This window comes from Labedella gwakjiensis (assembly GCF_003014675.1).
Lineage (GTDB): Bacteria > Actinomycetota > Actinomycetes > Actinomycetales > Microbacteriaceae > Labedella > Labedella gwakjiensis.
Map to the genome: position 1 here is coordinate 397,398 of NZ_PYAU01000001.1, position 16,320 is coordinate 413,717.

The 16,320-nt window shown below is 69.9% G+C and carries 12 protein-coding genes; all 12 read right to left on the reverse strand.

Going from position 1 to position 16,320, the window contains the following annotated elements; all coding sequences use genetic code 11:
- Nucleotides 1–3 precede the first annotated feature (3 nt).
- Complete coding sequence (locus tag CLV49_RS01845) at nt 4–972, reverse strand: AAA family ATPase (RefSeq protein ID WP_106562016.1); 969 nt, start codon at nt 970–972, stop codon at nt 4–6.
- A gap of 5 nt (nt 973–977) precedes the next feature.
- Nucleotides 978–6,206: an Ig-like domain-containing protein gene (locus CLV49_RS01850; RefSeq protein ID WP_106562017.1), complete on the reverse strand. Its 5,229-nt coding sequence runs from the start codon at nt 6,204–6,206 to the stop codon at nt 978–980.
- Nucleotides 6,207–6,358: 152 nt separating this feature from the next.
- On the reverse strand, nt 6,359–7,135 hold the full coding sequence (locus CLV49_RS01855) for a hypothetical protein (protein WP_424978949.1): 777 nt from the start codon (nt 7,133–7,135) through the stop codon (nt 6,359–6,361).
- Nucleotides 7,123–8,772 carry a serine/threonine-protein kinase gene (locus CLV49_RS01860; protein ID WP_243696753.1) on the reverse strand — a complete coding sequence of 550 codons (1,650 nt, stop codon included), beginning with the start codon at nt 8,770–8,772 and terminating at the stop codon, nt 7,123–7,125. The genes CLV49_RS01855 and CLV49_RS01860 overlap by 13 nt, the downstream gene beginning before the upstream one ends.
- A complete protein-coding gene (locus tag CLV49_RS18430) occupies nt 8,766–9,989 on the reverse strand; it encodes an FHA domain-containing protein (protein WP_208019892.1) in 1,224 nt (407 codons plus the stop codon). The genes CLV49_RS01860 and CLV49_RS18430 overlap by 7 nt, the downstream gene beginning before the upstream one ends.
- Entirely contained in the window at nt 9,986–10,816 is an 831-nt protein-coding gene (locus CLV49_RS01870; protein WP_208019893.1) for a PP2C family protein-serine/threonine phosphatase, read from the reverse strand. Before CLV49_RS01870 ends, CLV49_RS18430 begins: the two co-directional genes overlap by 4 nt.
- A 190-nt stretch (nt 10,817–11,006) precedes the next feature.
- Nucleotides 11,007–12,131, reverse strand: a complete 1,125-nt coding sequence (locus tag CLV49_RS01875) for a vitamin K epoxide reductase family protein (protein WP_106562019.1) — start codon at nt 12,129–12,131, stop codon at nt 11,007–11,009.
- 114 nt (nt 12,132–12,245) lie between these two features.
- Entirely contained in the window at nt 12,246–12,965 is a 720-nt protein-coding gene (locus CLV49_RS01880; RefSeq protein WP_106562020.1) for a hypothetical protein, read from the reverse strand.
- 94 nt (nt 12,966–13,059) lie between these two features.
- The gene (locus tag CLV49_RS01885; RefSeq protein WP_127054504.1) at nt 13,060–13,743 is read right to left on the reverse strand and encodes a hypothetical protein; all 684 of its coding nucleotides are present in this window, start codon (nt 13,741–13,743) and stop codon (nt 13,060–13,062) included.
- Nucleotides 13,740–14,396, reverse strand: a complete 657-nt coding sequence (locus CLV49_RS01890; RefSeq protein WP_106562022.1) for a hypothetical protein — start codon at nt 14,394–14,396, stop codon at nt 13,740–13,742. Before CLV49_RS01890 ends, CLV49_RS01885 begins: the two co-directional genes overlap by 4 nt.
- 304 nt (nt 14,397–14,700) lie before the next feature.
- Nucleotides 14,701–15,384 (reverse strand): hypothetical protein, encoded by a 684-nt coding sequence (locus CLV49_RS01895; protein ID WP_106562023.1) that lies wholly within the window; start codon nt 15,382–15,384, stop codon nt 14,701–14,703.
- A complete protein-coding gene (locus CLV49_RS01900) occupies nt 15,381–16,016 on the reverse strand; it encodes a hypothetical protein (RefSeq protein ID WP_127054506.1) in 636 nt (211 codons plus the stop codon). The genes CLV49_RS01895 and CLV49_RS01900 overlap by 4 nt, the downstream gene beginning before the upstream one ends.
- Nucleotides 16,017–16,320 lie beyond the last annotated feature (304 nt).

Consider the following 16,320-nt stretch of genomic DNA (forward strand, 5'->3'; position numbering starts at 1 on the left):
TCGCTACGCAGCCCGGGCGGCCGGCGGCGTCACCCGCGAGAGGACGCGATCGACGATCTCCTGCGCCGTCGTGCCGGCGAACTCCGCCTCGGCGTCGACGATGATGCGGTGGGCGAGCACGTGCGAGGCGAGGTCGCGGATGTCGTCGGGGGTCACGTAGACGCGCCCCTGCGACAGGGCCCAGGTCTTGGCGATCCGCGCGAGGGCGAGTCCGCCGCGCATGCTCACGCCGAGGGCGGCATGCTCGTCGTCACGCGTGCCCTGGAGCAGATCGGCGATGTACTCCATGACCGCGCGCTCGACGTGCACCTCGGATGCCAGCTGGATCATGGCCGTCACCGACTCCGGTCCGATGATGGGCGACACGCGTGAGGCCCTGGCGCGGTTGGCGGCGTCGAGCAGGAGGTCGACGCTCGTCTCCCGGTCGGGGTATCCGAGCGAGGTCTTCACGAGGAAGCGGTCGAGCTGGGCTTCGGGCAGCTTGTACGTTCCGGCCTGTTCGACCGGGTTCTGCGTCGCGATCACCATGAACGGGCTGCCGACGGGATGCGGCGCGCCGTCGACCGTGACGAGAGCCTCCTCCATGACCTCGAGGAGGGCCGACTGCGTCTTGGGCGACGCGCGGTTGATCTCGTCGGCGAGCACGATCTGGGCGAAGATCGGGCCCTTGTGGAACTCGAACGTCCGCGACTCCTGGTTGTAGACCGTGACGCCCGTCACGTCGGAGGGCAGGAGGTCCGGCGTGAACTGGATGCGCGAGTGCGTGCCGTCGAGGGTGTTCGCGAGGGCCTTGGCGAGCACGGTCTTGCCCGTGCCCGGGTAGTCCTCGAGCAGCACGTGCCCCTCGCTCAGCATCGCGGCGACGACGAGCCTGATCACGTTCTTCTTCCCCAGGATCGCCTTGTCGACGTTGTCGACGAGGCTCTCGAAGGCGTCGTGGAACCAGGTGGCCTGTTCGGTCGTGACGGTCATTGTTGTCAAGCTCCCCAATTCACTCTGTTCGATTCGGCACTGACGCTGCCGATCGTGATGATGACCCAGTGGTCGCCCTTGAATCCGTCGTAGCAACCGGTCTGTCCGGTCCACCCGCCACCGCCGTCGGTCCGGTAGACGTTGCCGTTGATGTCCCGCTGGGATGTGATCACCTTGCCGGCGCTCGCGTAGCACTCGACGACGAAGCTGCTGTTGGCCGGGAATCCCGTGACGACCAGGCGGTAGTGCTTGCCCGTTCCTCCACCGCTGTACCCGTCACCCTCGGAGAGGACGATCTTCGCGGGCGGCGGCGGCTCGTTCTCGATGGTCTGGCTCGGTCGGTTGCTCCAGTCGCTGCACCCACCCGGTCCGCAGGCGCGGACGTAGAAGGAGTGCTCGCCGGCGTCGGCCCGTGGGGAGGTCGCCGTCGTCGCCGTCGTCGACTGCACGGGCTGGCTGTCGAACTGGTACTCGTAGCGGTCGATACGGCCGCCGTTGTCGGCTGGAGCCGCCCACGAGAGGCGGAACGTGCTCGGCGCGTACTGGTTGGTCTTGTTGATCGCTGCGTTGGTGGGCGCACCGGGCTTGCCGTAGGAGACCTCGCTGTTCGCCGGCGAGGGCTCGCTCGTGCCCACCCCGTTCGTCGCCGTCACGGTGAAGCTGTAGGTCGTTCCGTTCGTGCCGGCGAAGTTGCACGGGACGCCGGGCGAGCAGTCCGTCTTGACCGTGCCGTCGTTGCGGGTCACCGTGTAGCCGGTGACCTCCGAGCCGTTGTTCGCCGGTGTCGGGCTCACCGTGACGGCGATGTTGCGGTCGCTCGCCGTGAGGGCGGGGGCCGGAGGCGCGTCCGGCACGTCCGTCACGGTGACCGTCGCGCGGCCCTGCGACGTCCGAGACGGATCCTTCGTCGCATCCTGGATCGTGTACAGGACGCTGATGTCCTGGCTCTTCGGTGCGCCCGTCGCGATGACGACGTTCCCGCCGCTGATCGAGGCCCTGGCATCGCCCGTCTCGACGGCCACGTCTGTGATGGTGAGGTCCTGGTCGGGGAACGGGTTGAAGTCGTTGGCCGTCGCCGGGATGGTCACCGTGCTGTTCTTCCGGGCGTCCGCCGCCGAATCGTCGTAGGCCTGCGGGAGCGGTCTCGACGACGCGACGACGCGGATGTTGATCTGACCCGTCACCTCGAAATCACGGTAGGTCAGCGTGACGGGGATCGTCGTGGACGTTCCGGGCTGCACGCCGAGGGGCGCGCTCGCGGTGAGCTCCGACCCGCTCAGGCTCGCCTGGATCCCTCCGGTGGGCTGGCCGAGGGACCCGAACGAGATCGAACGCAGCACCTCGGCGTTGGGGTGCGCCGCCGATTCGCGCAGGTCGATGGGGAACGGTGTCCCGTCGGCTTCGATCGAGAGGGTGGGGTTCGTGAAGGTCGGGGGTTCGTCCTTCATCTCCGGGTCGCCGACCGTGATCGGCATCGTGAGGAGCACGACACCGAGAGCTGTGCCGTCGCTCACCTCGAAGCTCAGCGAGGCGGGTCCGCGATAGTCCTTCGCCGGCGTGAAGGTCACGGTCTGGTCGTTGACGAAGTTCGGCGTTCCGTCGCTGCGCGTACTCGTGACCTTGTCGGCCTTCGTGAGCGCGATGTCCTTGCCCGTCGGCGACTCGGCGATCTCGCTGAGCTTCCACGTCTTCGTCTGGTTCTTCTCGACGATGCGCTCGTCCTCGATGAGTCGGGGTGGGAGGCCGTCGGAGAACGGGGGCACGACGATGAAGGCCGCTGAGCTGAGGTCGTCGACGTCGTTGGTCAGGCGGTACGTGATGGCCGTGCGGGTGTCGCCCAGGGTCACCCTGGCCGTGCCGTCCTCGAGGAGCTCGACGGCACCGGCGTTCGGGCCTTCGACCGTCGGGACCAGATCGGCGGCGCGTCCACCCGGGTTCGACGCGCCCTCGCGCAGGTCGATGTCGACCGTGCGCTTCGCGACGACCTCGTCGGCTTCGACGACGTGGTCCTCCACACCCGGCGGCTGGATGCGCGCCTGCTCGGTCACTCGCACCTGCACGTAGGCGTTGTCCGTGCCTCCGTGCCCGTTCGAGATCGTGTAGCGGATCGCGAAGTTGGTCTCCTCGTCCGGAGCCTCGATCTCGACAGTGCCGCCGTCGACCTCCGCCGTCACGTTCGAGGGCACGTCGCCCAGCTCGTCCGTGAGCTCGATCGTGTAGGCGTTCGGGTCCGAGTCGTTCGCGAGCACCGGCACGCTCACGACGCGACCGGGGCGGACCTCGATGCGGTCGTCGACCGCGATGGGCGACATGTCCTGCGTCGACCGCTCGATGACCGCGATCTTGATCGTGCCGATCGCGGTCGCGCCGTAGACGTCCTTCACACGGTAGGGGAACGTGTCCGTCCCGTACTGGGTCGGGTTCGCCTCGTAGACGAACGAGTCGGAGGTCTGGCTGCGCACGAGGCCGAGGCTCTGCGCCCCCGTCACACCGTCGAAGACGACGGAGTCGCCATCGCCGTCGAGGCCGTCGAGCGGCACGTTCACCTCGACGTCCGCGCCGGCGAAGACGCGGGCCGTGAGGGTGGGGGCCGTGGGCGCGAGGTTGTTGTCGGGATCCGCCGGCACCACCGTGAAGACGACGTTCGCGACCGCCTTCTGCTGGAACTCGTCGGTCACCTGGTAGGTCGCGGTGTACACACCGGGTTCCGACGGGGCCTGATAACGGACGCGGTCGCCCGTGACGAACGAGAGACCCTGCTCTGCGGCCTTCGTGAGCTCCTGGTCGACCGTCATCACGGCGTTGTCGGGGTGGAGGTCGTTGTCGAGCACGGGAACGCTCGCGATGTCTCCGGCCCTCACCTTGACGAAGTCGTCCTCGAGGATGGGCGCCTGATGCTTCGTGAGCGGAGCGACGGGGACGACGGTGACGGTCGTCGTCGCGTCGTGGAGCCCGTCGGAGAGCGTGTAGGAGAACTGCAGCTGCTGATCGATCGCCTCGTTCGCCGTCACGCGCACCACCGACTGACCGAGCAACTCGATCGAGAGCGAGGATGCGTCGTCCGAGGCCTCGACGGATCGGACGGCGAGCACCGAACCGGACGGCGACACGTCGTTGTTCAGCACCGCGAGGCTCGTGGGCTCGTTCGGACGCAGGTACAGCGTGTCGCGGACCGCGATCGGCGCACCGACCTCCTCCGGGATCTGCGACACGTCGACGCGCGCGAGGCCGACGCTCGTCTTCGATCCGGCCGAGAGCGTGTACTTGATGTAGTAGGAGTTGGGGGCTCCGGCCGAGACGGAGAGAGTTCCCGTGTCGGTGTTCGGGGTGATTCCGACCCCGGCGGTGAGAGCCTCGGCGCCGACGAGCGCGAGCGGTTCGCCCGACGGTGACACGTCGTTGTCGAGCACGTCGAGCTCGACGGCCTGGCCGACGAACGTATCGGCGAAATCGGGCGTCCCGACGGGGTTCATCGAACCGGCCGGCTTCGCATCGAGGGCGAAGCTTCCGGTCGAGTCGGTCGTGCCGTCTGAGACGACGAAGACGATGTCGCGGACTCCGAGTTGCCCGGAGGAGTGCGTCACGGTGACGAAGCCGTCGGGCGAGAACCGCACGCGATCCCCCGCCTTCGAGGCCGCGCTCTTGAGGTAGATGTCGTCGCCGTCGGGATCCCGCCAATCGGTGAGGGCGTTGTATGACACGGTCTGGCCGGACTCGACGGACGTCGCGCCTACCCGCTGTTCGGCCGGCGGCTCGTTGATCTCGTACGGCACGACACGGATCGACAGCGACGCGGTCGAGACACCGCCCGATCGCCCGTCCGACACGGTGTACCGGAGCGAGATCGTGCCGGAGGTCTTGTTCTCCGCCGGGGTGAACTGGAGGGCGCGCCCACCGTCGACGTACTCGAGGACGCCGTCCTTCTCGCCGATCCCGGTGTCGCTGATCACGGTGAGGACATCGCCGTCCGGATCGGTGTCGTTGTCGAGCACCGGGAGGACGGTCGATCGGCCCGGCCGCACGCCCATCTCGTCGTCGCGCGCGATCGGCGGGCGGTTCACCTCGGTGCGCTCCGCGATCGTGTCCTCGAAGGACTGCCGCGACGCCTTCTCGTCGCCCTCCTCGCCCTCCTCCTCCTCCGGAGGAGTCACCTCTTCCCAGTTCTGGACGAGGCGCATGTTCGCGTCGACGAGCCAGATGTCACCGGTGAAGAGGTTGTTGAGGGCGATGATCTGCCGGTTAACGCGGAACATCAGGGGCGATCCGTCCGCGGTCGGTTCGACGTCCTGACGATCCACGTCGTCGCCGCAGACGGCCATGTAGCGGCTCGACGACGACCACGCTCCGTGCCAGCAGCCCGCGAGGTTGACGGGAGCGGCCACATCGTCTGGCTCGGTCGACGCCCTGCCGACCTTCGCGGAGACGACGGAGGGATCATCACCACCCGCGAGCGGGACCGCCATGAGCGCATCGCCCGTGGCGACGAGGGCCACGTCGTCCGAGGGGCTCGACTGCTGCAGGACGAGGCCCTGCTCCGGCAGGTCGACCGTCGAGCCGTCGCCTCGGACGATCCGATTGCCGGTGCGATCGAAGACGACGGGTTCCTCCCCCGCCGCGGCGATCTCCACATCCTCGAGGGCCGGCATCTGCTGCGTCGATGACTCGGAGCCGTCCGCCGGGAGCGTGTGCAGCTCGCGTTCCTCCGTCGAGAGGGCGAAGACGGTTCCGCTCGAGGACACGGCCACCTGGGCGCCGGCGCCGAGCTCGAGCGTGGGCTCGACGTCGACGGTGCTGAGTTCGAGACCCGATCCGACGTCGGTCGTCCAGAGCTCGCCGTCGGCGGACAGCACGGCGAGGGTCGTGGCCCCGAGAGCGACGGACGAACCCGCGGGGATGTCGGTCTGCTCGACGAGCGTCGTGAACGACGGATCGATCATCTCGATCGTGGAACCGGTGAGGTCGTGGAGAACGACCGTCTCGCCGTCCTGCAGGATGTCGATCTCGTTCGAGACGGTCTGAACCGCGGCGTCGAGCTCCTCGATCTGCCGGTTGAGGCGACCGGCCAGGAGCTCTGAGCCGTTCGTGACCCAGACGTCCTTGGCATCGAGCGTGACGTCGGTGACAGGGAAGCCGTCGTGGAGGATGGCGAACGAGACCGGCACGGCCACGAGCACCGAAACGGCGACGACGGACGCGGTCACCTTGCGGCCGCGCAGCCATGTCGCTATCCCCATCCGTCACATCCCCTCGGCGGTTCTCTAATCATCCGTGTCACGGGTGACGCCCGACGGCGAAGAGCGACCCCTCGTCGACGCTAACACGCACGCCGTCCCGGCCACTGGTCGGACGGCGTCCGCCTCACCCCCAATTCAGGCGTGACGCATGCTCACGATGGCGTGATCGACCCCGTCGTCTCAGCACTCTCGTCGGGCTCGGCGCCAGCGGATGCCGCAGCCTCCACCTCCGCCGCGTTGCGCTCCAGGAGGATGAGGTCGTCGGCATCCACCAGACGCGTGGAGACGGCGTACTCGACGAGTCGTGCGCGCCTGTTCGTCGCGAGCTTGCCGCGCCCGCCCCGGAGACCCTGCACGCCGTGCCGGTCGAGCTTGTCGCACACGTTGTCGAGCTTGCGGTTGAACGCCGTCTGCGTCCAGCCCAGGCGGGCCGCCGCGTCCGCCGACGCCGGAATCTCTCCCCGACCGGGGGAGTTCTGCTTCAGAATGTCCTCGGCGAGCGCCACGACGAGCAACCGCTGGCTCGTCGTCAGGTGGATGGGGCCGACCGTCGTCTCCCCCGTCGACGCCGACGTCAGCTGCGATGTGGCGAAATACTCCGACCCGGAGTGGATGGCGAAGTCGTACGTCGTCGACCCGGCACTGAAGAGGACGTTGAGCGTCGGGAAGACGATCGGGAGACGGGCGTTCGGGGCGAGCCACGCCTGGACCTGACCGGAGTCGTCCGAGACGGTCGCAGACAGCAGCGTCCCGACGTTCGCGAGCCACCACAGGCCGTTCTCGCGCGAGACGGCGAGGAATCTCCGATGGAGGAACGGATTCTCGTCGATCACGAGGTCGGCGTCCCGGCCGATGTAGAAGGGCTCGTCGTCGGCGACGTCGTACCACTCGCCGCAGAACTCGATACGGGGATTCGTCACGATGTGCACATCTCCAGGGGTTCGGGTGACTGACGACCGGAGCGCACGATCCAGACGGACACGCACACCTCGTCGCCAGGGGTGATGCCGTCGATCGTCGCGGAGGCCTCGCTCGACGGGGTCTTGTCGCCCGCGACGCCGTCCGTCCGCTGCCAGATGTAGCGGTCGCCCTCGCGCGCGTCCGGGTTGGTCCAGGTGAAGGTGACGGACGATCCACCGCCGCCGATCGCGATGTCACCCTCCTCCGGCGCGGGGACCCCCTCGACGTCGAGAGGGTCGTCCCCGCCCGAGCTGGGGCTCGCGACGGGTTCGCGTTCATCCCCGCCGAGGAGGATTCCCGCCGTGACCGCACCCCCCACGAGGAGCACGACGACACCGATCACGAGAGCGGGGACCCACCGGCGCCGCGCACGGACCGTCGATCGGCGGACGCCCCTGACGGTCGCGTCGTCCACAGGGCGGGCCGCCTGACCCGCCGGAGCGGGAGCCACGGGAGCTGACGAACGCACGCCACGGACCACCGTCGCGCCGTCGTCGCCGCCGTCGGGCGCTGCACTGGGCGCGGGCGGGCGGGCACCGGCGGCGCCCTGGGCGTCGACGGTGCCTTGGGCCCTAGCGGCGCCCTGGGCGTCGACGGTGCGGATGTCACGCAGCCGCGTGGCATCGGGGTCTCCGGCGTCCGGACGACCGGCGGCCGGCACCGCGAGATTCGGGACGTCGATCGTCGTAGGGCTGAAGGAGAGCTCCAGCTCGACCCTCTGCAGCGCGCGGGCGAACTCGAGGACCGAGTCGTACCGCGACTCCTTGTCGACGGCCATGCCGCGAGCGAGAACGAGCAGGAGCGAACGGGGGACGTCCGGCCTGTCGTTCTCGAGCGGCGTCATCGCCCCGCGTTCGATGCGGCCGATGAGGTCGATCATCCCGTTCGGCTTCCCGCGCACCTCGAACGGGGTGTGGCCGGCGAGCAGGGTGTAGATCGTCGCGGCCAGCGAGAAGACGTCGCTCCGCACATCCGTCTGCGGGTGATCCGCGAACATCTCCGGCGGTGACCACGGGATCGACATGCCGATCGTGGGGCTCGTCCCTCCATCGGCCTCCCCGACGGGGGTGTCGCCCGCAGAGGTCAGGCCGGCGTGAGCGTGATCCGGTTCGAGCGCCGCCGAGATTCCGAAGTCGGTGAGGGCAGGCCACCCGTAAGCGTTGGTGAGCACGTTGGCCGGCTTGATGTCACGATGCAGGATGCCGGCGGAGTGGGCCGTCGCGACGGCGCTCGAGAGTCGGACGCCCGTCCGCAGGGCGTCGGCGACGGTGAAGCGATGGTCCTTGTACTGATCGGCGAGGCTCGGCCCCGCGCAGTACTCCATCATGAAATACGGTCGGCCGTCCGCTGCGACCGAGGCGCCGTAGATGGTCACGATGTACGGGTGCGCCGAGAGCTGCGCCATGAGGTTCGCCTCGCCGACGAACGCCGCCCTGGCCTGATCGTCGACCGTCTCGGCCGCGAGCACCTTGACCGCCACCTCACGACGGGGCAGCTCCTGCTGGTACAGGTAGACGTCGCTGAACCCTCCAGACCCGAGGGGTCGCAGGAACGTCAGCCCGGGGATCTCGGGGGGACTCGTGGGCGCGCGCCGCACGGTCAGCACTCCCAGACGCGGACGGTCACCCCGCCACCGAGATCGATGAGTGAGCCGCCGATCACGGGAGTGGGTTCACCGCCGCGGAGCTTCTCGGGGGCCCGACCAGGGATCACGACCAGCGTCCCGTTGGAGGAGTGGAGATCCGTCACGACGACGGTGCCTCCCTCGACGGCGACACGCACATGGTTGCGCGAGATGTCGTCGCCCGCGAGCGTGACCAGGTGGGGAAGGGCGGAGGCCGGCACACCGGCCACGCTCGGCGCGCGCCCGAGGAGGACGGGTGCGTCGAGACGCTGACGTGCGCCCGACGGCAGCTCCAGCTCGTAGCACTGCACCGCGAACGACTGTGTCGGTGCGGCGGCGGGCAGGTGACCGGACTGTCGAGCGGCGCGCAGGTCCTCCGCCAGCACCGTGAGGCCGTCGTGATCACCGAGCGTGTCGACGGGCACAGCCGCGCCGGGAACACCCGGAGCGGGCGCGACCGACGGCAGCGGGGGGGCCGGAGGGAGAGGAGGCGCCGGTGGAGCGACCGCATCGGCGATGGCCGCCTCGCGCGCCGCGCGCACGGCTCGCGAGGGACGCGCGATCGTGTGCCCCTCGATCGGATCGTCGTCGATGTCCTCGACGACCGTCGCATCAGCCGAGTCGGGCTCGGGCATGCTCGAGTCAGCGCTCGTCGTGTCGGGGCTCGCCACCACAGGGCTCGCCACCTCAGGGCTCGCCGCCGCAGGACTCGCCGCATCGGCGGCACCGTCGACGACCGAGACGCGCGATGCCCACACCGAGCCGCCGTCGATCTCGAGGTCGATGACGTCGCCACCGGCGTCGCCCAGCTCGAAGACGACACCCGTCGCCGCGTCGACGTGACGCTCGGTCCAGCTCGCGAATCCGCCGGCCTCCACCGCGACGTCTCCCCCGGTCGTCTCCACGACGGCGCGACCCTCACCGCGGGCCACCACGCCGACCCCGTCGGCGGTCAGCCGTCCGGGCAGCCAGAACGCGAGCACGAACGACGGCGTGTTCGCGAGCCCGCCGGACGTGAGGGCGTCGAGGAGACCCTGCACGGTCGAGCCGCCGCGAGTGAGCGAGACCAGCTGCTCGATGCGCGGACTCGAGAGATCGAGTCGAACGGAGAGCATGCACCCGGGCGCGGCGACGACGAGCCACTCCGGAGTGAGCGTGGGGCGGTAGCGGAAGACGGTCATGGCGTTCTCGGGTCTCATGTTCGCGGAAGGGTCTCTTCGAGCACTCCGAGCGGCCGGAGGTCGTGATATCCGGGGCGCTCCGGTCCGGTCTCCGTGCTCGTGGCGTCGACGACGACGACCGTCACGTTGTCTCGCGATCCCTGTCGGATGGCGCGTTCGACGAGCGCGCCGGCCGCTGCCGCCACGTCGGTGTCGAGTTCCGCAAGGATCTCCGCCTCCGACACGTCGCGGGTGAGACCATCGGAACAGATCACGAAGGTCTGGCGGCCCGTCACGGGGATGAGCCAGACGTCGGGATCCGCATCGTCCTCGACGCCGACGGCACGCGTGACGACGTTGCGGTCGGGGTGGGTCGCCGCCTGCAGGCGGGTGATGGAGCCGTCGTCGACGAGTTCCTGCACGGCCGAGTGGTCGACGGTCACCTGACGCAGCCCGCGCTCGTCGCGCAGGTACACGCGGGAGTCGCCGATGTTGAAGGCCATCCAGTGCAGATCGATCTGCGTCGACAGACTCACGAGGGCGACACCGGCGATCGTCGTCCCGGCGACACCTCCGCGAGCGCTCCACGAGCGGACGGCCGCGTTCGCCGCGGTGATCGCGGTGAAGATCGCGTCGGGCGTCGTCGGACGTCCCGGCCGGATGCTGAGGGCGAGCTGCTCGACCATCGCGCGGCTCGCGAGGTCGCCGCGATGGTGCCCTCCCAGTCCATCGGCGACGGCGAAGACCGGCGCGGACGTGAAGAGGCTGTCCTCGTTGACCGCACGCACCGGCCCGGTCTCGGTCCGACCGAACGCGGTGATCGAGATCTCCGATCGTTCGTCGACGATCACGATCCGATCCGTCACGCCATGCGTCCTTCCATCGGTCACCAGTGCCCTCGATTCGTCGACGCCCTGGATGCCGCGTGCGACGGCGTGCCCGGGCGGGCCGTTCCTGCAACGCTACTCGACGGCACCGGCCGGTCGCGATGGGGACGGGTCCCCCCCTCGGCGTCGGACCGCGGCGCGCGGGTGGCGAGTGCGTGTCGCGCGACCGTCAGACGCGCGCCGAGGGACCGGCCTCGAGGAGACGCTCGTACTCGTCGCGCGCCTCGGCGTTGCGCACCCGGACGGCGCGGCCGCGCTTGCCGACCCAGACGCCGAACCAGATCGGGACCTCTCGGGCGATGACGAAGGCGAGGAGGGCCGGCGCATCGAAGAGGTGATCGAGGAGGAACTGCGGCACCTGCGACGGGGCCACCTCGAAGGCGTTGGCCGCGAGGAGACCGGCGAGGTATCCGGCGTAGGTGAGCAGACCGACGAAGAACCCGCCGATCACGTATCCCCACCAGGAGGCGCGCGTGAGGATCACGACGAGGAGGGCCCAGGCGAGGAAGAAGACGATCACGGGAACGTAGAACACCGCGCTCGCGAGCGTGCTCATGAGCGCCGTGTCGGGAGCGGCGTCCGAGGCCGGCGTCATGAACGGCGTCACGACGAACACGAGGGCGAGGAGGTAGAGCCCGGCGAACACGACGGTCGCGAGGAGTCCGATCAGGATGCCGAAACCGCGGTTACCCTTCGCCTTCGGCGGCGTGGGAGCCTGCACGTACACCGGACGGCTCGAGGCGTCTGCGTCGCGGTCGGTCCGCTCCGAAGCGTTGTCGCGATCGCGATCGGTGGCGGCACCCGCCGCGGCGACGCCGGCCACGCCGGCACCGGTGGCGGCCGTCGCGGTCGCCGGTGCGGGCTCGCCGAGCGCCTGCGGAGGATACGGGTGCTGCTCGTCCGCGGGCGACGGCTTCGTGAGCGGGGGCTCGTCCGCCGGGTCCGGCTCCTGCGCCGAGCCGTAGTCGACCACGATCTCATCGCCCGACGAGGACGACGTCACGGGCGCCGGCTCGGCGTCGGTCGCTCCGATGGGGTACGGCTCACGCTCCTCGGCGCCGACGTCCGCCGCCTCCGCGGCCGCCGCATCGGTACGCACACCATCGGCCGGATCGTTCACGGCGTCGGGGTGCAATCGCTCGCCTCCGGGGGCGGCGGATGAAGGGGTCTCGTCTCCGTCGTAGACGTCCTGTGCCGAGACGGGCTGTACGGGCTCGACGGGAACGCCCGCCTCACCGTGCGGTGTGGTCTCGTTGTGGTCCGAAGCCTCGTGGTCCGGCGTGTTCGACGTCATGGTGGAGCTCCCGTTCTGCGGCGAGCAGGCGGTCTCTGCTCGATGAGACTCTACCGCCGCTCCTCCCCCGCATCCGGGTGGCACGCGGGCGTCGCCGGAGCCGGGCTCTCCGCCCTATTCCGCGGGCCAGAGGGAGGCGACGATGTCCTGGGTGTAGCCCGTGGGCGCGAAGTTGATCCAGTGGGTCGCCACCCAGACGCCCCCGCGGACGAAGTGGGATTCTCCCGCCCGGTAGGTGCCGAGCTCGTCTGTGACGGTCTCGCTCTGCACGCAGCGGGTGCCCTGGGATTCCGTAGAGCACTCGAAGCCGAGAGCGGACAGCCGATCGAGCACGACCGTCGACGATTCGGTCGAGACCTGCGTGATGTTCGTGTTGAGCCCGTACTCCCCCGCGGATCCCCAGCTGCACTTGAAGGTGCTGTTCTGGGCGATCACGTCCGCGAGCTCGGGGTCCGTCGTGCCGAGACTGTCGGCGACCGAGCCGTCGTTGAGCGGCAGGCCCGTCGCCTGGAGGGATGCGAGCATCTCCGCCGAGTAGATCTGCTGGCAATCGGTGGGCCGCGGCGCCGCGAGAGCCGCTGCGGGCGTCTCGGCCGGCACCGGACGAGAGCCGTCGGACGACGAGCCGCCGGCGTTCGGCTGGCTGGGGCTCTGCTCGCCCGCGCCGTCCATGTGCGTGAGGAGGGCGAAGACCGTACCGGCGAGGAGGGCGAGAACGGCGACGATCGCGATCGCCGAGCCGATCCAGAGGCCGCTCCGGCGCGGAGCATTGCCGTCGGACGTCGCGGAGTCGGACGGGGAGCGCGGCTCGTCGTCGACCTCGATGTGCGTCATGACTCCTCCAGGGCGGATCGGGTACGTCTCCGATGCTACCTGTCGGGCACCCGGAGAGCCGCGACCGCCGTCGCGGCCCGCCGGGTGCGGCCGATCACGTCGAGGGGACGCGCACGTCGACCTCGCCGTACAACACGTCGCTCATGGCCGCGGCGTACTCCGGGGTGTCCTCTTCGCCGATGTGGACGGCCCAGACGCCGTCCCTCACCATGTGGGTCTCGAGCTGCTCCGATCCGTCCTCCCGGACGACCCGCGGCATCACGCACATGACACCCGAGCGGACGGTGGCGCAGGACCCCGTCGCTCGGAGGAGCTCGACGAGCTCCGGCGTCTCTCCGGACGGGACGGCGACGGCGGCCGACACGATCTCCGCTCGTCCGTAGCCGTCGTCCCAGCGGCACCGGATGCCGTCGAGCTCGCCGAACCGGGCCCGGACGTCCGCATCCCCGACTCGTGAATCGACGTCGTTCACCTCGTCCGCCTCGACGAAGCCGGGCACGCTCCTGTCGAGGAGGGACGTCGGATACGCCTCGTCGCATGAGGCCGGAACCGACACGGTCTCCGCCGCCGGCGTCGGCTCCGACGTCGGGACCGTCGGGGGCGTCTCCGATGCGACAGGGGCAGCGGACGAGGCGCTCGACGGGCCAGGGACTCCCCCGGCCGTCAGGCCACCGGCGAGCGCGAAACCGGCCGCGCCCGACCCCAGGACGAGCAGGACCGCTGCGACGACCGCCACGGCGGCAACGCCTCGGCCCCGTCGGCCCTCAGCGGCGCTCATCGCTCGCTCCACAGCGAATCGACGATGTCGTCGAGGTATCCCTCGACGGAGATGTTGAGGTATCCGGTCGCGACGATCAGGCCGTCTCGGATGAACACCTCGTCGACGAGCGTCGTCGACGACTCCGCGTACTCCGTCGTCTGCAGGCAGAGCGTGCCCTCGCGGTACGACGAGCACGTGAAGTCGGACAGGGTCAGCGCCGTCGTCACGTCTTCACCGGCCGACGTCGGCAGGGGCGCCACGGTCGTTCCGATGAACACGTCGGTGGGCGGCGGATCCCAATCGCACTGGAGCCGGTCGAGGTTCCACAGGACGCCGGTGAGGTAATCGTCCGACAGCCGCGGGCCGCGATGCAGGGTCTGGAAGTCGAAGTCCGTGCGGTTGAGCTCCATGTGCCCGTCGTCGAGTGCGTCGAGCTCGTCGAAGAAGCCGGGGCTGTACAGGGTGGAACACTCGTCCGGCAGGGCGTCAGCGGTCGGTCCGGGTGTCGGCGCGGGGCTCGACGGCGAACTCGACGGCGGCGGCGCGGCCTCGGGCCCCGTGGTCGGCTCGGCCGACGCGCCGGAGGCGCCCGCCAATTCTCCGCCCCACCACGCCCCGCCGACGCCCGCGGCGACGGCGAGAACGACCGTCGTCGCCGCCAGGAGGATCATCCCCCTCCGCCGGCGGGGAGGTGGGGGATCGGTCGGTTCCGCCGCCGGCGGCTCGGGAGCGAGTGGATCGGGGGAACCCATCAGGGCACCTTTCTCGGCGCCGCCCTCATCCACGTCCCCGCACCGCGGTCGTCGAGCCCCGGTCGGCTGGCGCCTGTCCCCTCCGGAATGATCACAATCTACGGTCCCCGGCGGCACGGACGGATGAAATCCGGATAACGGTTTCGCAACCGTCTGACGGAGAGGCGCCCGCAGCCCGACGGCACCCGTTACAGCCGAGGAACCGGGTCGCCCGGGCGAGCGATCACTCGGCGGGGACGTCGACCTCGAGCCCGCCGAAGAGCGCATCGTTCATCGAGGACGCGTACTCCGACACGCCCCAGTGCCCGACGTGGACGGTCCACAGTCCGTCACGCAGCATGTGCACCTCGCCGACGAAGGTCGAGTCGTCCGGGTCGTCGGGGCCGCCTGTGCGACACACGAGGCCTGCGCGGACGAATACGCACTCCGCTCCGGACGCGCGGAGCTGGGCCCCCAGATCGGCCATCTCGGCGACGGGCACCTCGGCGACACCCGAGACCATGTCGATCTCCGATCCCTGCTCGTACGACCAGGCGCACCGGAGCCCGCCGAACGACTCGAACGCGGCGGCGATCGCCGGATCGGCCATCTCGTCGACGACCGTTCCTGCCGGGTCGGCGAAGAGGTACCCGGACCCCTCGCGCTCGACGAGTTCCACGGTGTACGCGGCCGTGCAGGACGAGGGGGCTCGGACCGTCGTCGGTACCGGCGAGGGCGTCGATCCGGTAGGCGTCGAGGGGGCACCGGTGGGCACTGCCGACGTCGTCGGAGACGCCTCTGACACGGCCTCGGCCCCACTGCCGACGAGGAATCCGACGGCGGTCGAGCCCACGATCAGGAGGAGGGCGACGAGCACCCAGGCCAGGGCGGGCATGATGCGACGGCCGCTCCGCGCTGCCGCACTCATCGCCGCGCTCCCCAGAGCGCGTCGATGACGTCGTCGAGGTAACCCTCGTACGAGACCTCGGTCATCCCCGTCGCGATGATGATCCCCTCACGCATGTAGACACTCGTGGTGAGCGTGTACGCGTTGCTCTCGACCATCTCGCAGAGCGAGCCCGAGCGGTGGGTCTCGCACGTGAAGGTGCCGTTCTGGAGCACCTCGGAGAGGCCCTCGAGTGTCACGGGCGAGATGGCCGCCACCGTCGTCCCGATCACCTGGTGGAAGTCGTCGTTCGGAAACCACGTGCACTGCAGCCGGTCGAGGTTCCACAGCGTATCGGCGACGATCCCCCGAGAGATCGTCGGCGACGTCCCCCCGCCAGGGGCGTCGGCGTTGGCGTTGAGCCGCGCCCACCCGGTGAGGTCGGCGTAGACGGCGTCGGAGTAGAGTCCGTCGCAGCTCGCGGGAATCTCGACGGTCGGCGACTCGGACGGACTCGCGGACGGTGACGGTGCGGCGCTCGTCGGCGGTACGGGTGAGATCACGGGGGTGGACGGCTGAGGTGCGGACGGCTGAGCCTCGGCGACGGACCGGCCGGCAGCTGCGCCGCCGATCGCCCCGACGACCGCGAACACGACCACAGCGCCGATCGTCACGGCCAGCCTCCACCGGGAACGGCCCGGCTCGGCGTCCGAGGATCCGTCGGTCGACGATCCTCCCTTCGGTGGTGGTGGTGCGAGCGGATCGTCCGTGCCCATGGGTGCCTCTCTCGACGCCGCCATGATCCACGTCCACGCACCCGTGGTCATCGAGCCCCGGTCGGCTGGCGCCTGTCCCCTCCGGAATGATCACAATCTACGGGTCCGATCGACGCGCACGGATCTCGTCCGGATAACGGTTTCGACCGAGGCACCCCCAGAGCTGGGGCGGAACGCCGGAGGCCAGAGCTGGGGCGGAACG